Source organism: Microtetraspora niveoalba, assembly GCF_001570405.1.
Taxonomy (GTDB): Bacteria; Actinomycetota; Actinomycetes; order Streptosporangiales; family Streptosporangiaceae; genus Microtetraspora; species Microtetraspora niveoalba.
Map to the genome: position 1 here is coordinate 94,754 of NZ_BBYM01000009.1, position 15,451 is coordinate 110,204.

The window sequence follows — 15,451 nt, forward strand, 5'->3', positions numbered from 1 at the left end:
GCGTAACAGGAGGGCATGCACGTGGACAACCGGGGACCGCGGGCCGGCGAGCCCGTCGTCGTCGCCAAGGGCGTGACCAAGACGTACGGGCGCACCCGGGCGCTCGCCGGAGTGGACCTGGAGGTCCGCGCGGGCGAGGTGCTCGGGCTCGTCGGCCACAACGGAGCCGGCAAGAGCACCCTCATGCGGGTGCTCGCCGGGCTGGAGGCCTGCGACGAGGGCGCGGTCCTGGTGCACGGGAAGGAGGTCTCCGGCGAGGCCGGGCCGCGCGCCGCGGACTTCCGCGCGGTGCGGATGGCCTACCAGGAGACCTCCCTCTGCCCCGACCTCACGGTGGCGGAGAACATCTGGGTGTCCTCGCGGCACTGCCTCCCGCGCCTGCGCTGGCGGCGGGCCGCGAGCGACGCCGTGCGCCGCCGCCTCGACGAGATGTTCCCCGGCCACGGAGTGTCGCCGCGCGACCGGGTCGAGGACCTGTCGCTGGCCCAGCGCCAGATGGTCGAGATCACCAGGGCCAGCCTGGTCGACCGGCTCGACCTGCTCATCCTCGACGAGCCGACCGAGTCGCTCGGCCCCGACGCGGCGCGCTCCCTGTACGACTACGTGCGCACGCTCACCGCCGCCGGCACCGCCGTACTGCTGATCTCGCACCGCATCCGGGAGGTCCTCTCGGTGGCCGACCGCGTCGCCGTGCTGCGCGACGGCGCGGTCACCGCCGAGCGGTTCGCCGAGGGGCTGGGCGAGCAGGACGTGCTCGAACTGATGGGGGCGCACGTCGCGGTCCCGTCGGAGAAGGAGCGGTCCGCCGCCCGCGCGGCCACGGACGTCGCCGACCGGCCGGCCGTGGCCGAGCTGCGCGGCGCCACCGCCCCGGGCCTGCGCGGCGTGTCGCTGCGGGTCGGCGCGGGCGAGGTCGTGGGCCTGGCCGGGCTGGCCGGACAGGGCCAGCAGGAGGTGCTCGAACGCCTGTGGCGCCCGGTCCGCCGCGACACCACGGTGGCCGGCACCCGCGCGTACGTGCCCGGCGACCGGCAGCGCTCCGGCGTGCTGCCCCTGTGGAGCGTCGCCGAGAACCTCATCGTCACCGCCATGCGCGGCCTCGCACGCCAGGGCCTGCGCCGCCCGGCCGAGGAGCGCGCGGCGGTCGGCGACTGGGTCGAGCGGCTCTCGATCCGCGGCGGCGCGGACGCCGGCATCACCGAGCTGAGCGGCGGCAACCAGCAGAAGGTCATCGTCGCCCGCGCGTTCGCCTCGACGGCCGGGCTGGTGCTGCTCGACGACCCCTTCCGCGGCGTGGACGTGCACACCAAGACCGACCTGTACGCCCTGATCCGGCAGGAGGCGGCCCAGGGCCGCAGCGTCGTCTGGTACTCGAGCGAGAACGCCGAGATGGCCCACTGCGACCGGGTGTACGTCTTCCGCGCCGGCCGGGTGGTCGCCGAGCTCGTCGGCGACGAGATCTCCGAGGAACGCATCATCGCCGTCTCCTTCGACGAGTCGGATGAGACGGATGGAGAGCAGAGCAAATGAGTGATCTCCTCGCGTCGGCCCTGCCGTCCCGGGCCAGGATGCGCCGCACGGCGCCCGCCGTGGTCAGCGCCGTCGCCCTCGCCGCGATGCTCGCGGTCTGCGCGTCGCTGCAGTCGGACGTGCTGAGCGTCGGCGGCCTCACCCTGGTCCTGTCCGCGACCGTGCCCCTCGTCATCGCGGCCCAGGCCCAGATGGCGCTGATGTCGGTCGGCGACATCGACCTCGGGATCGGCAACTTCGTCGGCCTGGTGACCGTGGTCTCGGCGACCACGCTCGTGTCGTCGCCGCTGGTCGGCGCCCTGACGCTGCTCGGGCTCGTCGCCGCGTACGCGCTGCTGGGCGCGCTCATCCACCTGCGTCGGGTGCCGTCGCTGATCGCGACCCTGGGCGCGTCGTTCGTCTGGCTGGGACTCGGCCTGTTCATCCTGCCGACGCCCGGCGGTTCGACCCCCGAGTGGCTGGCGACGTTCGGCTCGTGGCAGCCCGCCGGGTTCCCCGCGCCGCTGCTGCCGATCCTGGTCGTCGCCCTGGTGGTCTACCTGCTCACCGCGCGCAGCGCGCTCGGCGTGCGGATGCGCGGCCTCGGCAGCAACCCGGTGGCGTTGCAGCGGGCCGGGCTGCGCCCGCTGGCCGCCCGCGTCATCGCATACACGGTGGCGGGCGCGCTCGGCGTGGTCTCCGGCCTCGTGCTGGCCTCGCAGACGGGCGGCGGCGACGTGTCGTCGGCGTCCAGCTACACGCTCATGACCGTGGCCGCGGTGATCCTCGGCGGCGGCTCCTTCTTCGGCGGGAGCGCCGTCCCCTGGGGCGTGGCCATCGGCGGCGTGACGCTCGGGCTGGTCAGCGTCGTCCTGAGCCTCCTCGACGTCCAGTCGAACATGCAGTCCGCCGTGCAAGGCGTGATCGTCCTGGCCGTGCTCGCCGGCCGCGTCGTGGTCGGGAAGGTGCTGCGATGAACATCCGCGCGATCGTCTCGCGCCCGTGGATCTGGGGCTTCGCCGCGGCGGTGCTCGTCTGGGCGATCATCATGGCCATCTCGGGCCAGGGCGGCGGCCAGACGGTGTCGCTCGCGTTGTCCCTGGCGCCCTACCTCGTCATCGTGGGGCTCGGCCAGATGCTCGTCATCACGGCCGGCCCCGGCAACATCGACGTGTCGGTGGCGCCGATCATCTCGCTGGCCGGGTTCGCCTCGGTCGGGGTGGCCGCCTCGACCGGCTCGGCGACCGTCGGCGTCCTCGCGGGCGTCGGCGTCGGCGTCCTCGTCGCGGTCATCAGCACCGTGGCCATCCTCGGACTGTCCGTGCCGCCGATCATCGCGACGCTGGCCGCCGGGCTCGTCGCCTCGTCGGTCACGCTGACCCTGGCGAACGGCTTCACCGCCGTGCCCGACCCCGGCCTGCGCGAGCTCCTCAACGTGCGCCCCGCCGGCATCCCCGTACTGGCCGTGGCCGTCGCCGCACTGACCGCGCTGGTCATCGTGCTGCTGCGCCGTACGGTCTACGGACGGTCCCTGATCGCGGTCGGGCAGAACCGCAGGGCGGCCGAGCGGGCCGGCATCCCGGTCGCCCGGGTCATCGCCACGACGTACCTGGTGAGCGGCGCGCTCGCCGGGCTCACCGGTGCGCTGCTCGCGGCCTACATCGCGCCCTCCGCCGACCTCGGCACGCGCTACCTGCTCGACTCCGTCGCCGTCGTCGTCATCGGCGGCACGCTCATCTCCGGCGGCCGGGCCGTGCCGGTGGGCGTGTGGGGCGCGGGCCTCTTCTTCATCCTGCTCGACGGCCTGGTCAACCTCGTGGGCTGGAGCACGGCCGCGCAGAACCTGCTCAAGGGCGGCCTGGTGCTCTTCGTCCTCTTCCTCGCCGGCGGGGGTGACCGTGCCGGGGGCACGGCCTCCCGATTCAGAAGACGGCCGCGACCCGCGGCCGCGACCACCACAACAACAGGAGACAACATTCATGGCTGACACCGACGGCCTGATCGACGCCCGCGACTTCGGGACGTCCGCGGCCCCGGCGGGCGGCTTCCACGTGAAGGGCGCGCACGCGCAGGACTGGGGGCTGCAGAACCGGCTGTCCCGCATCTTCCGGCCGGACACCGGACGGACGGTCATGCTGGCGTTCGACCACGGCTACTTCGTCGGGCCGATGGCCGGGCTGGAGCGTCTCGACACCAACATCGCGCCGCTCGTCCCCGACGCCGACGCGATCATGATGACGCGGGGCGCGCTGCGCACCAGCATCCCCTCGACCACCGGCGCCGGCATCGTGCTGCGCGCCAGCGGCGGCCCGAGCATCCTGCGCGAGCTGTCCGACGAGCACATCGCCCTCGACATCGAGGACGCGGTCCGCCTGAACGCGGACGCCCTGGCCATCCAGGTGTTCGTCGGCGGCGAGCACGAGTCCCGCTCGGTCGCCAACCTCGCCAAGCTGGTGGACGCCGGCCAGCGGCACGGCGTCGCCGTGCTCGGCGTCACCGCGGTCGGCAAGGACATGGTCCGCGACGCCCGCTACTTCCGGCTCGCCACCCGGATCAGCGCCGAGATGGGCGCGCACATCGTCAAGACGTACTACGTCGACGAGGGCTTCGAGACCGTCACCGCGAGCTGCCCGGTGCCGATCATCGTCGCCGGCGGCAAGAAGCTGCCCGAGCTGGACGCGCTGACCATGGCCTACCGCTCCATCCAGGAGGGTGCCGCCGGCGTCGACATGGGCCGCAACATCTTCCAGAGCGAGCACCCCGCGGCCATGCTCGCGGCCGTGCGCGCGGTCGTCCACGACGGGCTGAAGCCGGAGGAGGCCCACGAGCTCTTCAAGGAGCGCTCGGCCGCCGGCACCGCAGCGTCCTGACCCTTCGAGGGCGCGGGTCCCGGGCGGCACCGGCGGTGCCGCCGGCGGGGACCCGCGCCCGCCACCCCCGGGAGCCAACCCCATGCCGCACCACCCCGCCGGACGTGACGACGTCGTCGACCTCGCCGTCATCGGAGCCGGTATCAACGGGCTCGCCGTAGCCCGAGACGCCGCCGCCCGCGGCCTGCGCGTCGTCGTCGTCGACCGCGCCGACGTGGGCGCGGGCACGTCGAGCACGTCGAGCCGTCTCATCCACGGCGGTCTGAAGTACCTCGAACGGTACGACTTCACCCTCGTGCACGAGTCCATCCGCGAGCGGCACCTGCTGTTCCGCACCGCGCCGCACCTCGTGCGCGACTATCCGATGCTCATCCCCTTCTACGAGGGGAACAGCAGGCCCGGCCCCCTGATCCGGCTCGGCCTCGCGGCGTTCGACGCCATGGCGATGAACCGCGGGCGGGGTGTCAGCCGCGGCGTCTCCGTGCGCAAGGTGGCCCGCCGCTGGCCCACGCTGTCGCGCGAGGGGTTGCGCGGCGCCGCGCTGTTCCACGACGCGCAGGTGCCGTGGGCCGAGCGGCTCTGCGTGGAACTGCTGCTCGACGCCCAGCGTCTCGGGGCGCGCGTGCTCACCTACACCACGGTCACCGGGCTGGTCGTCGAAGGCTCCCAGGTTCGCGGCCTGCGGATCCAGGACAACGCCACCGGCGAGCGGAGCGAGATCCGGGCGGCCGTCACCGTCAACGCGGCCGGGCCGTGGATCGACCGGATCCTCGACGGCCAGGTGGAGAGCCGCCGCCTCAACGGAGGCACGAAGGGCAGCCACGTGATCGTGGACCCGTTCCCCGGGGCGCCCGACACCTGCATCTTCTTCGAGGCCGCCTCCGACCAGCGGCCGATCTTCGTCTTCCCCTGGCAGGGCCGGTACGTCCTGGGCAGCACCGACCTCACGTTCGAGGGCGACCTGGACGAGGTCGTCGCCAGCGACGCCGAGATCGACTACCTGCTCGCCGAGACCAACCGGATCTTCCCGGACGCCGGGCTCACCCCCGACGACGTGCTGTACAGCATCGCCGGGGTGCGGCCCCTGCCGTACACGGAGGGGGTGTCGGACAACGCGAAGATCAGCCGCGGGCACACGGTGCTCAACCACGAGCCCGCGTACTCGGGGCTGCTCACGGTCATCGGCGGCAAGCTGACCACCCACCGCGCGCTCGCCGAGGACGTCACCGACGAGGTGCTGCGCGTGCTCGGCCGCCGCCCCCGGCGGTGCGTCACCCGGGAGCGGCCGTTCCCCGGCGCGGACACCGCCGACTGGAAGGCGTTCGCCCAGGACTTCATCCGCTTCTCGCCGCTGTCCGCCCGGCACTCGCGCCGCCTGCTCACCCTCTACGGCGTACGCGCCCGGCGGGTGCTCGAACTCGCCGCCGAGGACCCCTCGCTGGCGGAGGTCGTGGACCGGGAGTCCGGCGCCCTGGCCGCCGAGGTCGTGATGGCCGTCCGCGAGGAGGGGGCCGTGACGCTCGGTGACATCCTGCTGCGGCGTATCCTTGTCGGGCTCGGCGCGGACATGGGCCTTTCGGCCGCCGCCGCCTGCGCCGACGTCGCCGTACGGCATCTCGGATGGGACGAGGCGCGGGCGCGCGCCGAGGTCGCCGACTACGAAGCGGAGCTGCGCCGCTTCCGCCCCCGGGCCCTGGCCACCTCGACAACAAGCGGCAGCGACAGGAGGAGCTCGTGACCGCCCCGACCACCTGCTACATCGGCGTCGACGTCGGGCTGACCGCGTCGAAGGCCGCGGCCTTCGACACCGACGGCAACGAGATCGGCGTGGTCCACGCCCGCACGCCGCGCACCGCGGTGACCGCGCACCGGCACGACGTGGACATGACCGTGCTCGCCGACACCGTGATGTCGCTGCTCGCCGAGCTGGCGGGCAAGCTGGCCGCCGACGGGTACGTCCCGGCCGGCATCGGCGTGGCGGCGCACGGCAACGGCCTCTACCCGGTCGACGCGTCCCTGCGGCCGGTCGGCCCGGCCATCGCGTCGTCGGACAGCCGGGCCCAGCACATCGTGGACGAGATCGCGGAGGAGGACGCCCTCCGGCTGGCGCGGGAGACCGGCTCCATCCCGTGGGCGGCCCAGCCCAGCGTGCTGCTGCGCTGGCTGCGCGAGGCCGAGCCGGAGGCGTACGCCGCCACCCGGTGGGCGCTGTCCTGCAAGGACTGGGTGACGTCGCAGCTCACCGGGGTGCCGAGCGCGGACTACAGCGACGCGAGCGCGTTCGGCATGGTGGCGCTCGACACCCGCGAGTACAGCGCGACCGCGCTCGAACTGGTCGGGCTGCCCGCGAGCGACCTGGACCGGTTCCCGCCGCTGCGCGAGTCGGGCGAGATCGTCGCCGGGCTGAGCGCGCGGGCGGCCGAGCTGACCGGCCTGCCGGAGGGGCTGCCGGTCATCGCGGGCTGCATGGACTGCGTGGCCGCCACGCTGGGCGCCGGAGGCCGCGCGCTCGGCGACGTCACCATCATCGTCGGCACGTGGGCCATCAACGGCGTGGTCGTGCCCGCCGGCACCCCGGCGCCCGAGGTCACGCTCAGCGCGCTGATGCCGGACAGCGGCACGATGCTCGCGATGGAGGTCGCGCCGACCTCGGCCGCCAACCTGGAGTGGCTGGCGTCCGCGTCGGTGCCGCACGGCCGGGTCGGCGGCGTCCCCGCGGCCGAGCTGCTGGACGAGGCGGCCACGGTGCCGCCGGGCGCGGAGAGCCTGCTGTTCCTGCCCTTCGTGAACGGCGCCCCCGAGCACCCGGCCGCGTCCGGGACGTTCCTCGGCATCTCGGGCGTCCACCGGCGCGGTCACCTCACCCGCGCGGTGATCGAGGGTGTCGCGCAGTATCACCGGGTGCAGCTCGACCGTGTCCTCGCCAGCGGCGCCGACGTCGGCGACCGCCCGTGGCGGCTGGCCGGCGGCGGCGCCAGGTCCGAGGTGTGGGCGCAGATCTTCGCCGACGTGCTCGGGCGGCCGGTCCGCCGCCAGCTCACCAGCGAGCTGGGCGCCCGCGGCGTCGCGTCTCTGCTGCCCGCGGCGCTCGGCCACGACGTCGCGCCGTGGTCGGTCAGTGACGAGGACGATCTGTGCGTGCGCCCCGGTCCCGCCCGCGAGGCGTACGTGCGGCACGCCGAGGTGTTCGACCGGTGCCTGGCCGGCATGTGGGCCGCCTGGTCGGAGGTCGAGCGGTACCGCACCTCCTCCTGACCGGGGATCTCCTTCTCAGCGGGCCGAGTGGTAGCGGCGGTGCAGGTCGCGCACCCGCTCGGCCAGCTCGGGGGCCGGCCCCTCCACGGCGACGCCCGGCGCGACCTCCCGCACGGGGAGGGCGCGCACCGGGGCGGCCGGGACCCCCAGCTCGTCCAGCCACGAGGTGAGCTGCGCGGTCGAGGTCGCGTACACGATGCGGCCCAGGCCGACCCACGCGTGCGCCGCCGCGCACATCGGGCAGTGCTCGCCGGAGGTGTAGACGGTCGCGGCCGCCCGCGCCTCCGGCGTCATGTTCGCCGCGGCCCAGCGCGCCAGCTCGAACTCCGGGTGGCGGGTCCGGTCGCCGCCGGCGATCCGGTTGCGGTCCTCGGCGAGGACGGCGCCGTCCCCGGAGACGAGCACGGAGCCGAACGGCTCGTCGCCGTCCTCCAGCGCCTCGACGGCCAGCTCCACGCAGCGCTCAAGATGCCGCAGATCCGTTTCGGTCACCATGGATGCCTCCCCCGTAGTGCGATATCTCCGGCAATGCTAGATCATGTCCTGTTACGTGCGTGAAGATGCTCTTTCCGGGCACTTTGGCCGCACGCCCGCGCACGCGTCTTCGTGAACCACGAGGTCCTCGTGCGCAAAGTGCAAGGATCGGCCGCTGTTTGTCCATGGAGCGCACCCTGCCCCGAAGGTGAAGGTTGCGGCGGACCGGATCACCTTGGGCTAGGGAGGACGAAGGCGTCATGGGCGTCACACAGCAGGCGAGGCGGGCCGTAGGGCTGGCCGGTGGGATGACCGCGATCCTCATGGCCGCCGCGTGCGGGAGCGGCGGGGCGGGCGAACCCGGGGCCCCGGCCGCGTCCGCGGCGTCGGCCGCCGCCGGCGGGCCGGTGACCGTCGAGTGGTGGGGCTGGGCGCCGGGCTACGACAAGGCCGCCGAGGCGTGGAACGCCTCCCACCCGGACATCCAGGTGAAGTACACCCAGATCGAGTCCGGCGCCAAGGGCGGCTACCAGAAGATGCTCGCCGCGGTGAAGGCGGGCAACGCCCCGTGCCTCGGGCAGGTGGGCGGCGAGACACTGGCCAGCTTCCTCGTCGAGGGGGCGCTGGAGGACATCACCGGGTACGCCAAGGACTCGAACGCCAAGTTCCAGCAGTGGGCGGTCAACTCGGTCACGTTCGGCGGGCGGCAGGTCGCCGTGCCGGTGGACTCCGGGCCGATGGGCCTGTACTACCGCAAGGACATCTTCGACAAGCACAAGATCGAGGTGCCGAAGACCTGGGACGAGTTCGCCGCGGCGGCCGGGAAGCTGCACGCCGCCGACCCGAAGGTCTTCCTCACCTCGTTCAACCCCGACGACATGTACGGCTTCAGCGGCTACGCCTGGCAGGCGGGCGCGAACTGGTTCTCCACCTCCGGCGACGCGTGGAAGGTGAGCATCACCGACGAGCCCACGCTCAAGGTGGCGAACTACTGGCAGGGCCTGCTCGACAAGAAGCTCGTCGACGTCAAGCCCGCCTGGTCGGACGCCTGGTTCAAGGACTTCACCGACGGGAAGATCGCCTCGCTGGTCGGCGCGGTGTGGATGACCAAGGTGCTGGAGGACTCGATCCCGAAGACCTCTGGCAAGTGGGCGGTCGCCCCGATGCCGTCCTGGGAGGCGGGCACGACCGTCACCGGCAACGTCGGCGGCTCGCCCAACGCCGTGCTGAAGGGCTGCGCGCACCCGAAGGAGGCCGTGGAGTTCGCCACCTGGCTGGCCACCGACCCGGGCGCGTTCGACGACCTGGTGGTCAACGGCGGCCTGTTCCCGACCTCCGCCGACGGCACCTCGCTGCCCGCGATGAAGGCGCCGCGCCCCTTCTACGGTGACCAGCCGGTCTTCGAGGTGTTCTCCGAGGCCGCGAGGACGGTGGCGCCGTCCTTCGGCTGGGGCCCGACGACCCCGGTCGTGAACGACGCGTTCAACTCGGCGGTGGGTGAGGTGGTGACCAAGGGGGGCAGCCTGGCCGACGCGCTGAAGACCGTCCAGGAGAAGGCCGTGGCCTCCATCAAGGACAAGGGCCTGAGCGTGGCCGAGGGCTGAGCCCGGCCACTCATCCCCCGAGAAAGCGAGAAAATGGCAGTCCAGCGACAGCGGACGGGCCGGGTGCGGGGCGGCGGGAAGACCAACCGGGCGGCGTTGGTCTTCCTCCTGCCGTTCGGCACGCTGTTCGTCCTCTTCTTCGTGCTCCCCATCGGGTACGCGGTCAACGAGAGCCTGTACAAGCTGAAGCGGTCCGGGCTCGGGTTCGGGACGCCGGAGCGGGTCTTCTCCGGCCTGGCCAACTACGCGGCCGTCTTCCGCGACGGCACCTTCCTGTCCGGGGTGCGGCGGCTGCTGCTGTTCGGGATCGTGCAGGTCCCGATCATGCTCGGCCTGGCGCTGGTGCTGGCCCTGATCCTGGACGGGTACGCGGCCCGGTTCACCCGGTTCTTCCGGCTCGTCTACTTCCTGCCGTACGCGGTGCCGGGCGTGATCGCGGCGATCGTGTGGTCGTTCCTCTACACGCCGGAGATCTCGCCGTTCGGGCTCGACCTGCTCGGCGACGGCGTGGTGCTGTGGTCGATCGGCAACATCGTCACCTGGACGTGGACCGGCTTCAACATGCTGGTCATCTACGCGGCGCTGAAGGCGATCCCGAGGGAGCTGTGCGAGGCCGCGGCGATGGACGGGGCGAGCCCGTGGCGCGTCGCCTGGTCGATCAAGGTGCCGATGGTGCGCCCGTCGCTCATCCTGACCGGCGTCTTCTCGATCATCGGGACGCTGCAGCTCTTCAACGAGCCGACCGTGCTGACCGGCGTCACCACGGCGGTCTCCAAGAGCTACACGCCGCTGATGTGGTCACTCCAGGTCGCGCTCGACAACAACGACTACTCGCTGGGGTCGGCGATCGCCATCGTGCTCGCCGTCCTCGCGGGCGCGCTGTCGTTCCTCTTCCTGCGGCTTTCCGCCTGGCTCACCCGAAGGGGAGTGATGTGACCGATGCGGGCATCGATGCGGGCCCAGGTGCTCACCACCGCGTTCCTGTTCGTCGTCGCGGTCTACATCCTGCTGCCGCTGTGGTGGCTGGTCGTGTCCGCGACCAAGTCGGGCGGCGACCTGTTCGACACGCCCGGCCTGTGGTTCGGCGAGCTCCACTTCGCGGGCAACGTCGAGCGGGTGATGTCGCAGGACGGCGGCCTCTACCCCCGCTGGCTGCTGAACACGCTGATCTACTCCGGGGGAGGTGCGCTCGGCGCCACGCTGCTCGCCGCCATGGCCGGGTACGCGCTGGCGAAGTACCCCTTCCGGGGGCGCGGGGCCGTCTTCGCGGTCATCATGGGCGCCGTCCTCATCCCCGCCCCGCTGATCACGCTCCCGCTGTACCTCCTGGAGAGCCGGCTCGGCCTGCTGAACACCGTGTGGGGCGTGCTGCTGCCGTGCATGGTCAGCCCGTTCGGCGTGTACCTCGCCCGCGCGTACGCGGAGGCGGCGGTGCCCGACACGCTCCTGGAGGCGGGCCGCATCGACGGGGCGGGCGAGCTGCGGATCTTCTTCACCGTCGGGATCCGGCTGATGGCGCCCGCGCTGGTGACGCTGTTCCTGTTCCAGTTCGTGGCGATCTGGAACAACTTCTTCCTGCCGATGATGGTGCTCAACGACCAGGCCCTGTGGCCCGTCACCCTGGGCCTGGTCAAATGGCACGGGATCCGCACCGGCTTCCTGCGGGACGCCGTGGTCACCGGCGCGCTCATCTCGATCGTCCCCGTCATCCTGGCCTTCGTGTCGTTGCAGCGTTTCTGGAAGGCCGATCTGGCGGCGGGAAGCGTCAAGCTGTGACGCGCTGACTCACCCGAGGTCGGGCTCCGGCCGCAGCTCCACGACCGGCTCGCCGGCCGCGTCCAGCTCCAGGACGACGATCTCGTTGTCCCCGGACCGCAGCAGCGGTCCGGGGACGTAGAGCGTCCGCTGCGGCCCGATCGACCAGTAGCGGCCCAGGCAGAAGCCGTTCACCCACACGTAGCCGTGGCCCCAGCCGGGCAGCGCGAGGAACGTGTCGGCCGGCTCCTCCACGGTCGCGGTCCCCCGGAAGAAGGCCGGCACGGCCGCGGCCGCCCCGGGACGGAACGGGACGTCGCCCCCCTCGCCGAACCGCAGGTCGCCGAGCCGCAGCGGCTCCGCCGTCACGCCGTGCAGGTACTGCCGCTCGTGCCGGATCCCGCCGGTGACGCCCTTGCGCTCGCCCATCCGGGGGCCGTAGTTGACCCGCCCGAACGACTCGACCAGCAGCTCCACCGTGGCCGGGCCGGACACCTCCACCTCCGTGTGCTCCGTCCCGCCGGCCGCGGGGTCGAGCACGGCGACGCGGACGCCGTCCACGTAGACGTGCGCCCGGTCGCGCAGGCCGTCCACCGCCAGCGGGTACGGCCCGCGCGGGCCGGGCACCTCCACCCGGTAGCGGACCAGCCCGTGGTCGAGCCCGAGATCCTCGAACGCCGGGGGAGTCGGCCGGGCGACCGGCGGGCCCGCCAGGGCGGGCAGCAGCGGCAGCAGCGCGGCCGACTCCGTCAGCGGTACGGCGGCCGGGGGCAGCACCGGCGGCGCGGGAGGGGGCTCGGGCGCCGGGTTGTAGCGCGTCAGCACCTCGCGGAAGAGCCGGAACTTCTCCGTCGCCGCGCCGCTCTCGCTGATCGGCGCGTCGTAGTCGTAGGAGGTGACCGTGGGCAGGTACGCGCCGGTCACGAGGTCGCGGTTGGCCCCCGCCCAGGTGCCGAAGTTCGTCCCGCCGTGCGCCATGTAGATGTTGACGGACGCGCCCGCCTCCAGCAGTTCGGCGAGGACGGCGGCGGACTCGGCCGGGTCCCGGGTGACGCGCGGGCGACCCCAGTGGTCGAACCAGCCGATCCACAGCTCCATGCACACCATCGGGTCGTCCGGCCGGTGCCGCCGCAGCGTGCCGAGCGCGCCGGCGGGGTCGGAGCCGAACGTCGCGGTGGCGAGCACACCGGGGAGCGAGCCGCCGGTCAGCATGTGGTCCTCCGGCCCGTCCGCGGTGAACAGCGGGACGTCGATGCCCGCCGCGCGCATGGCGTCCGCGAGGTGGCGCAGGTAGGCGGCGTCCGTGCCGTACGAGCCGTACTCGTTCTCGACCTGCACCATGAGCACGTTGCCGCCCCGGGTGACCTGCCGCGCCGCGACGCGCGGCAGGAGCCGGTCGAACCACCGGTCCACGTGCGCGAGGAACTCCGGGTCGCTCGTCCGCAGGCGGCCGGTCACCCACGACGGCAGGCCGCCGTTCTCCCACTCCGCGCAGATGTACGGCCCGGGCCGCACGATCGCGTGCAGGTCCGCGGCCGCCGCCGCGTCCAGGAAGCGGTCCAGGTCGTCCAGGCGCCGGTACGCGCCGGGGCGCGGCTCGTGCAGGTTCCACGGCACGTAGGTCTCCACCGTGTTGAGGCCCATGGCCCGCATCATCGCCAGCCGGTGCGGCCACTGGTCGGGATGCACCCGGAAGTAGTGCATCGCGCCGGAGAGCAGGCGGAACTCCGCGCCGTCCAGGCGGAACCCGCCGCCCTCGATCGTGAAACGTCCCACGGACGATCCCCCTCGGTTCGTGACGGGATCGTCATCCGTCCTCGTTACGATCCCCGGCGCACGAGCTTGCCGAGGACGGGGTGGGACGACCATGGACAATTCGCGGCGTCCTGTTGGACCCATCGACTGGGTCGAGGGGCAGGAGCCCTGGGACCACTGGTGGCACTACCTCACCCCGAGCCCGGTCCACCGGCGGATGGGGCTCGCCTGTCTCGCCGTCGGCACCCAGCACGGGCGGCTGCCACCCGTCGGGCCGCGCGTCCTCGACCACCACGTCGCGGTGGTCGTCCTGTCCGGCGAGGGCTGGTTCTCGTGGGGCGGGCGGCCCCCGGTCGAGGTCGCCGCGCCCGTGCTGCTGTGGTTGTTCCCCGGCGTCGTCCACCACTACGGCCCGTACGAGCCGGGCTGGTCGGAGTGCTTCGCCGACTTCACCGGCCCGGCCGTCGCCGCGTACGCCGAGCTGGGGTTCCTCGACCCCGAGGAGGCGGTCGTCCCGCTGACGTCGGCGGAGCCGGCCCACCTGGTCGTCAAGAAGATGGCCGCGGCCTGCCGCAGGGGCGGCCCCCACATGGAGGTGGAGACCTCCGCGGCCGTGCACGAGCTGCTGGTCGTCCTGCGGCGCAGCCGCGCCGACCACGACCCCAACGGCAACCCGGTGCTGGAGAGCCTGGCCAGGGACGCCTGCCTGCCGCTGTCGGTGCCCGAGCACGCCCGCCGGCTGTCCATGCGGGTCGCCGAACTGCGCGACGCCGTACGGCGCAGCGCCGGGTGCAGCCCCAAGGACTACGTGCTGCGGATCCGGCTCAACCAGGCCAAGGAGCTGCTGGCCGGCACCGACCTCGGGGTGGCCGCGATCGCCCGCCGGGTGGGGTACCACGATCCCGGATATTTCACCCGGCTGTTCACCCGGCGTGTCGGGGTCGCCCCGAGCGTGTTCAGGGAGCAGCAGTCTCGGGGGCCGTCCGGTTCCTGATGTCGGGACATGGCCGTTTTCGTGGAAAAGTAGTGCTCCGCAAGTGTGGACACCGTTGAGAGGACGAACGGCAATGGCCGGAGACCGCCGAAGCCTGCGGCTGCTCGTGACCGGGGGTGGGACCGGCGGGCACACCTATCCGGCGCTGACCACGATCGGGGCCGTCCGCGAGCGCGCCGCAGCCGCGGGTTACGACCTCGACGTGCTGTGGGTGGGCACGGCCGACGGCCTGGAGGCGCGGGTCAGCGCCGAGAACGGCATCCCGTTCCGGGCGATCAAGGCGGGCAAGCTGCGCCGCAGGCCCAACCTGCGCGAGCTGGCCTCGAACGTCGCCGACATGTTCCGGATCCCGGTGGGCCTCACGCAGGCCGCCGTCATCGCGGCCCGCTACCGGCCCGACGTCGTGTTGTCCACCGGCGGCTACGTGTGCGTGCCGATCGGCCTGGCGTCCCGGGTGCTCGGCCGGCCGCTGGTGATGCACGAGCAGATCACCGCGCTCGGCCTGGCCAACCGCATCCTGGCGAGGTTCGCCTCGCGGATCGCGCTCACCCACCCGTCGTCGATCGACCACCTGCCGCGCGGGGCCCGGGAGCGGGCCGTCGTCACCGGCAACCCGATCCGGCCGCACCTCGTGCACGGCGACGCCGCCTCCGTCTGGGAGCGCTTCGGCCTCACGCCGGGCCTGCCGCTCATCTACGTCACCGGGGGCGCGCAGGGCAGCCGCCAGATCAACACGATGATCGAGGAGATCCTGCCCTCGCTGCTCACCCGGTCGCAGGTGCTGCACCAGTGCGGCGCCGGCTGGATCGACCAGCTCTCGCAGGCCGCCCAGCGCCTTCCCGCCGAGCTGCGGCGGCGCTACCACCCGGTGCCGTACATCGGGGGCGAGCTGGCGGACGTTTTCGCCGCGGCCGACATCGTGGTCTCGCGCAGCGGCGCGGGCACGATCGCCGAGCTGACCGCGGTGGGCAAGCCGTCCGTCCTCATCCCGCTGGTGCCGTCCGCCGGGGACGAGCAGCGGCAGAACGCGCGCTACCTGGCCGACTCGGGCGCCGCGCGGGCCATCCTGGAGGACCGGCCCGGGGCCGACCGGCTCCTCGCCGAGCTGAACGCCCTGCTGGGCAACCCGGGCGACCGCGCCGCGATGGCGTGGGCGGCCAAGTCCCTCGGCCGCCTCGACGCCGCCGACGCGCTCGCCCAGGTCATCCTCGACGAGGCCGGCGTCCTGCCGTAGT

The 15,451-nt window shown here is 73.0% G+C and carries 13 protein-coding genes; 11 read left to right on the forward strand and 2 right to left on the reverse strand.

Annotation, left to right across the window (positions count from 1 at the left end):
- Window positions 1–15: 15 nt before the first annotated feature.
- From AWQ70_RS09495 to AWQ70_RS09520, 6 genes are all read left to right on the forward strand, one after another.
- The gene (locus AWQ70_RS09495; RefSeq protein WP_067173025.1) at window positions 16–1,530 is read left to right on the forward strand and encodes a sugar ABC transporter ATP-binding protein; all 1,515 of its coding nucleotides are present in this window, start codon (window positions 16–18) and stop codon (window positions 1,528–1,530) included.
- The gene (locus tag AWQ70_RS09500; RefSeq protein ID WP_067173027.1) at window positions 1,527–2,486 is read left to right on the forward strand and encodes an ABC transporter permease; all 960 of its coding nucleotides are present in this window, start codon (window positions 1,527–1,529) and stop codon (window positions 2,484–2,486) included. Before AWQ70_RS09495 ends, AWQ70_RS09500 begins: the two co-directional genes overlap by 4 nt.
- A complete protein-coding gene (locus AWQ70_RS09505; protein WP_067173030.1) occupies window positions 2,483–3,496 on the forward strand; it encodes an ABC transporter permease in 1,014 nt (337 codons plus the stop codon). Before AWQ70_RS09500 ends, AWQ70_RS09505 begins: the two co-directional genes overlap by 4 nt.
- A complete protein-coding gene (gene lsrF, locus AWQ70_RS09510; RefSeq protein ID WP_067173032.1) occupies window positions 3,489–4,379 on the forward strand; it encodes a 3-hydroxy-5-phosphonooxypentane-2,4-dione thiolase in 891 nt (296 codons plus the stop codon). The genes AWQ70_RS09505 and lsrF overlap by 8 nt, the downstream gene beginning before the upstream one ends.
- 82 nt (window positions 4,380–4,461) lie before the next feature.
- The gene (locus AWQ70_RS09515; protein ID WP_067173035.1) at window positions 4,462–6,117 is read left to right on the forward strand and encodes a glycerol-3-phosphate dehydrogenase/oxidase; all 1,656 of its coding nucleotides are present in this window, start codon (window positions 4,462–4,464) and stop codon (window positions 6,115–6,117) included.
- Complete coding sequence (locus AWQ70_RS09520; protein WP_067173038.1) at window positions 6,114–7,634, forward strand: FGGY-family carbohydrate kinase; 1,521 nt, start codon at window positions 6,114–6,116, stop codon at window positions 7,632–7,634. The genes AWQ70_RS09515 and AWQ70_RS09520 overlap by 4 nt, the downstream gene beginning before the upstream one ends.
- Before the next feature lie 15 nt (window positions 7,635–7,649).
- Here AWQ70_RS09520 and AWQ70_RS09525 read toward each other — a convergent pair whose 3' ends face one another.
- Window positions 7,650–8,129 (reverse strand): nucleoside deaminase, encoded by a 480-nt coding sequence (locus AWQ70_RS09525; protein ID WP_067173041.1) that lies wholly within the window; start codon window positions 8,127–8,129, stop codon window positions 7,650–7,652.
- 239 nt (window positions 8,130–8,368) lie between these two features.
- Here AWQ70_RS09525 and AWQ70_RS09530 point away from each other — a divergent pair, with 239 nt between their 5' ends.
- The 3 genes from AWQ70_RS09530 to AWQ70_RS09540 are packed head-to-tail and all read left to right on the forward strand — an operon-like array spanning window position 8,369 to window position 11,488.
- Window positions 8,369–9,712 carry an ABC transporter substrate-binding protein gene (locus AWQ70_RS09530; protein ID WP_067173044.1) on the forward strand — a complete coding sequence of 448 codons (1,344 nt, stop codon included), beginning with the start codon at window positions 8,369–8,371 and terminating at the stop codon, window positions 9,710–9,712.
- A gap of 33 nt (window positions 9,713–9,745) precedes the next feature.
- Window positions 9,746–10,648 (forward strand): carbohydrate ABC transporter permease, encoded by a 903-nt coding sequence (locus AWQ70_RS09535; RefSeq protein ID WP_067173047.1) that lies wholly within the window; start codon window positions 9,746–9,748, stop codon window positions 10,646–10,648.
- Window positions 10,649–10,651: 3 nt separating this feature from the next.
- Window positions 10,652–11,488 (forward strand): carbohydrate ABC transporter permease, encoded by an 837-nt coding sequence (locus tag AWQ70_RS09540; protein WP_084516721.1) that lies wholly within the window; start codon window positions 10,652–10,654, stop codon window positions 11,486–11,488.
- Between the two features lie 9 nt (window positions 11,489–11,497).
- Here the strand turns inward: AWQ70_RS09540 and AWQ70_RS09545 are convergent, their stop codons facing one another.
- Window positions 11,498–13,243 (reverse strand): glycoside hydrolase family 35 protein, encoded by a 1,746-nt coding sequence (locus tag AWQ70_RS09545; protein WP_067173050.1) that lies wholly within the window; start codon window positions 13,241–13,243, stop codon window positions 11,498–11,500.
- A gap of 91 nt (window positions 13,244–13,334) precedes the next feature.
- On the opposite strand from AWQ70_RS09545, the gene AWQ70_RS09550 reads away from it, so the two are divergent.
- On the forward strand, window positions 13,335–14,216 hold the full coding sequence (locus tag AWQ70_RS09550; protein WP_084516726.1) for a helix-turn-helix transcriptional regulator: 882 nt from the start codon (window positions 13,335–13,337) through the stop codon (window positions 14,214–14,216).
- Between the two features lie 73 nt (window positions 14,217–14,289).
- Window positions 14,290–15,450, forward strand: a complete 1,161-nt coding sequence (locus AWQ70_RS09555; protein WP_067173056.1) for a UDP-N-acetylglucosamine--N-acetylmuramyl-(pentapeptide) pyrophosphoryl-undecaprenol N-acetylglucosamine transferase — start codon at window positions 14,290–14,292, stop codon at window positions 15,448–15,450.
- Window position 15,451 lies beyond the last annotated feature (1 nt).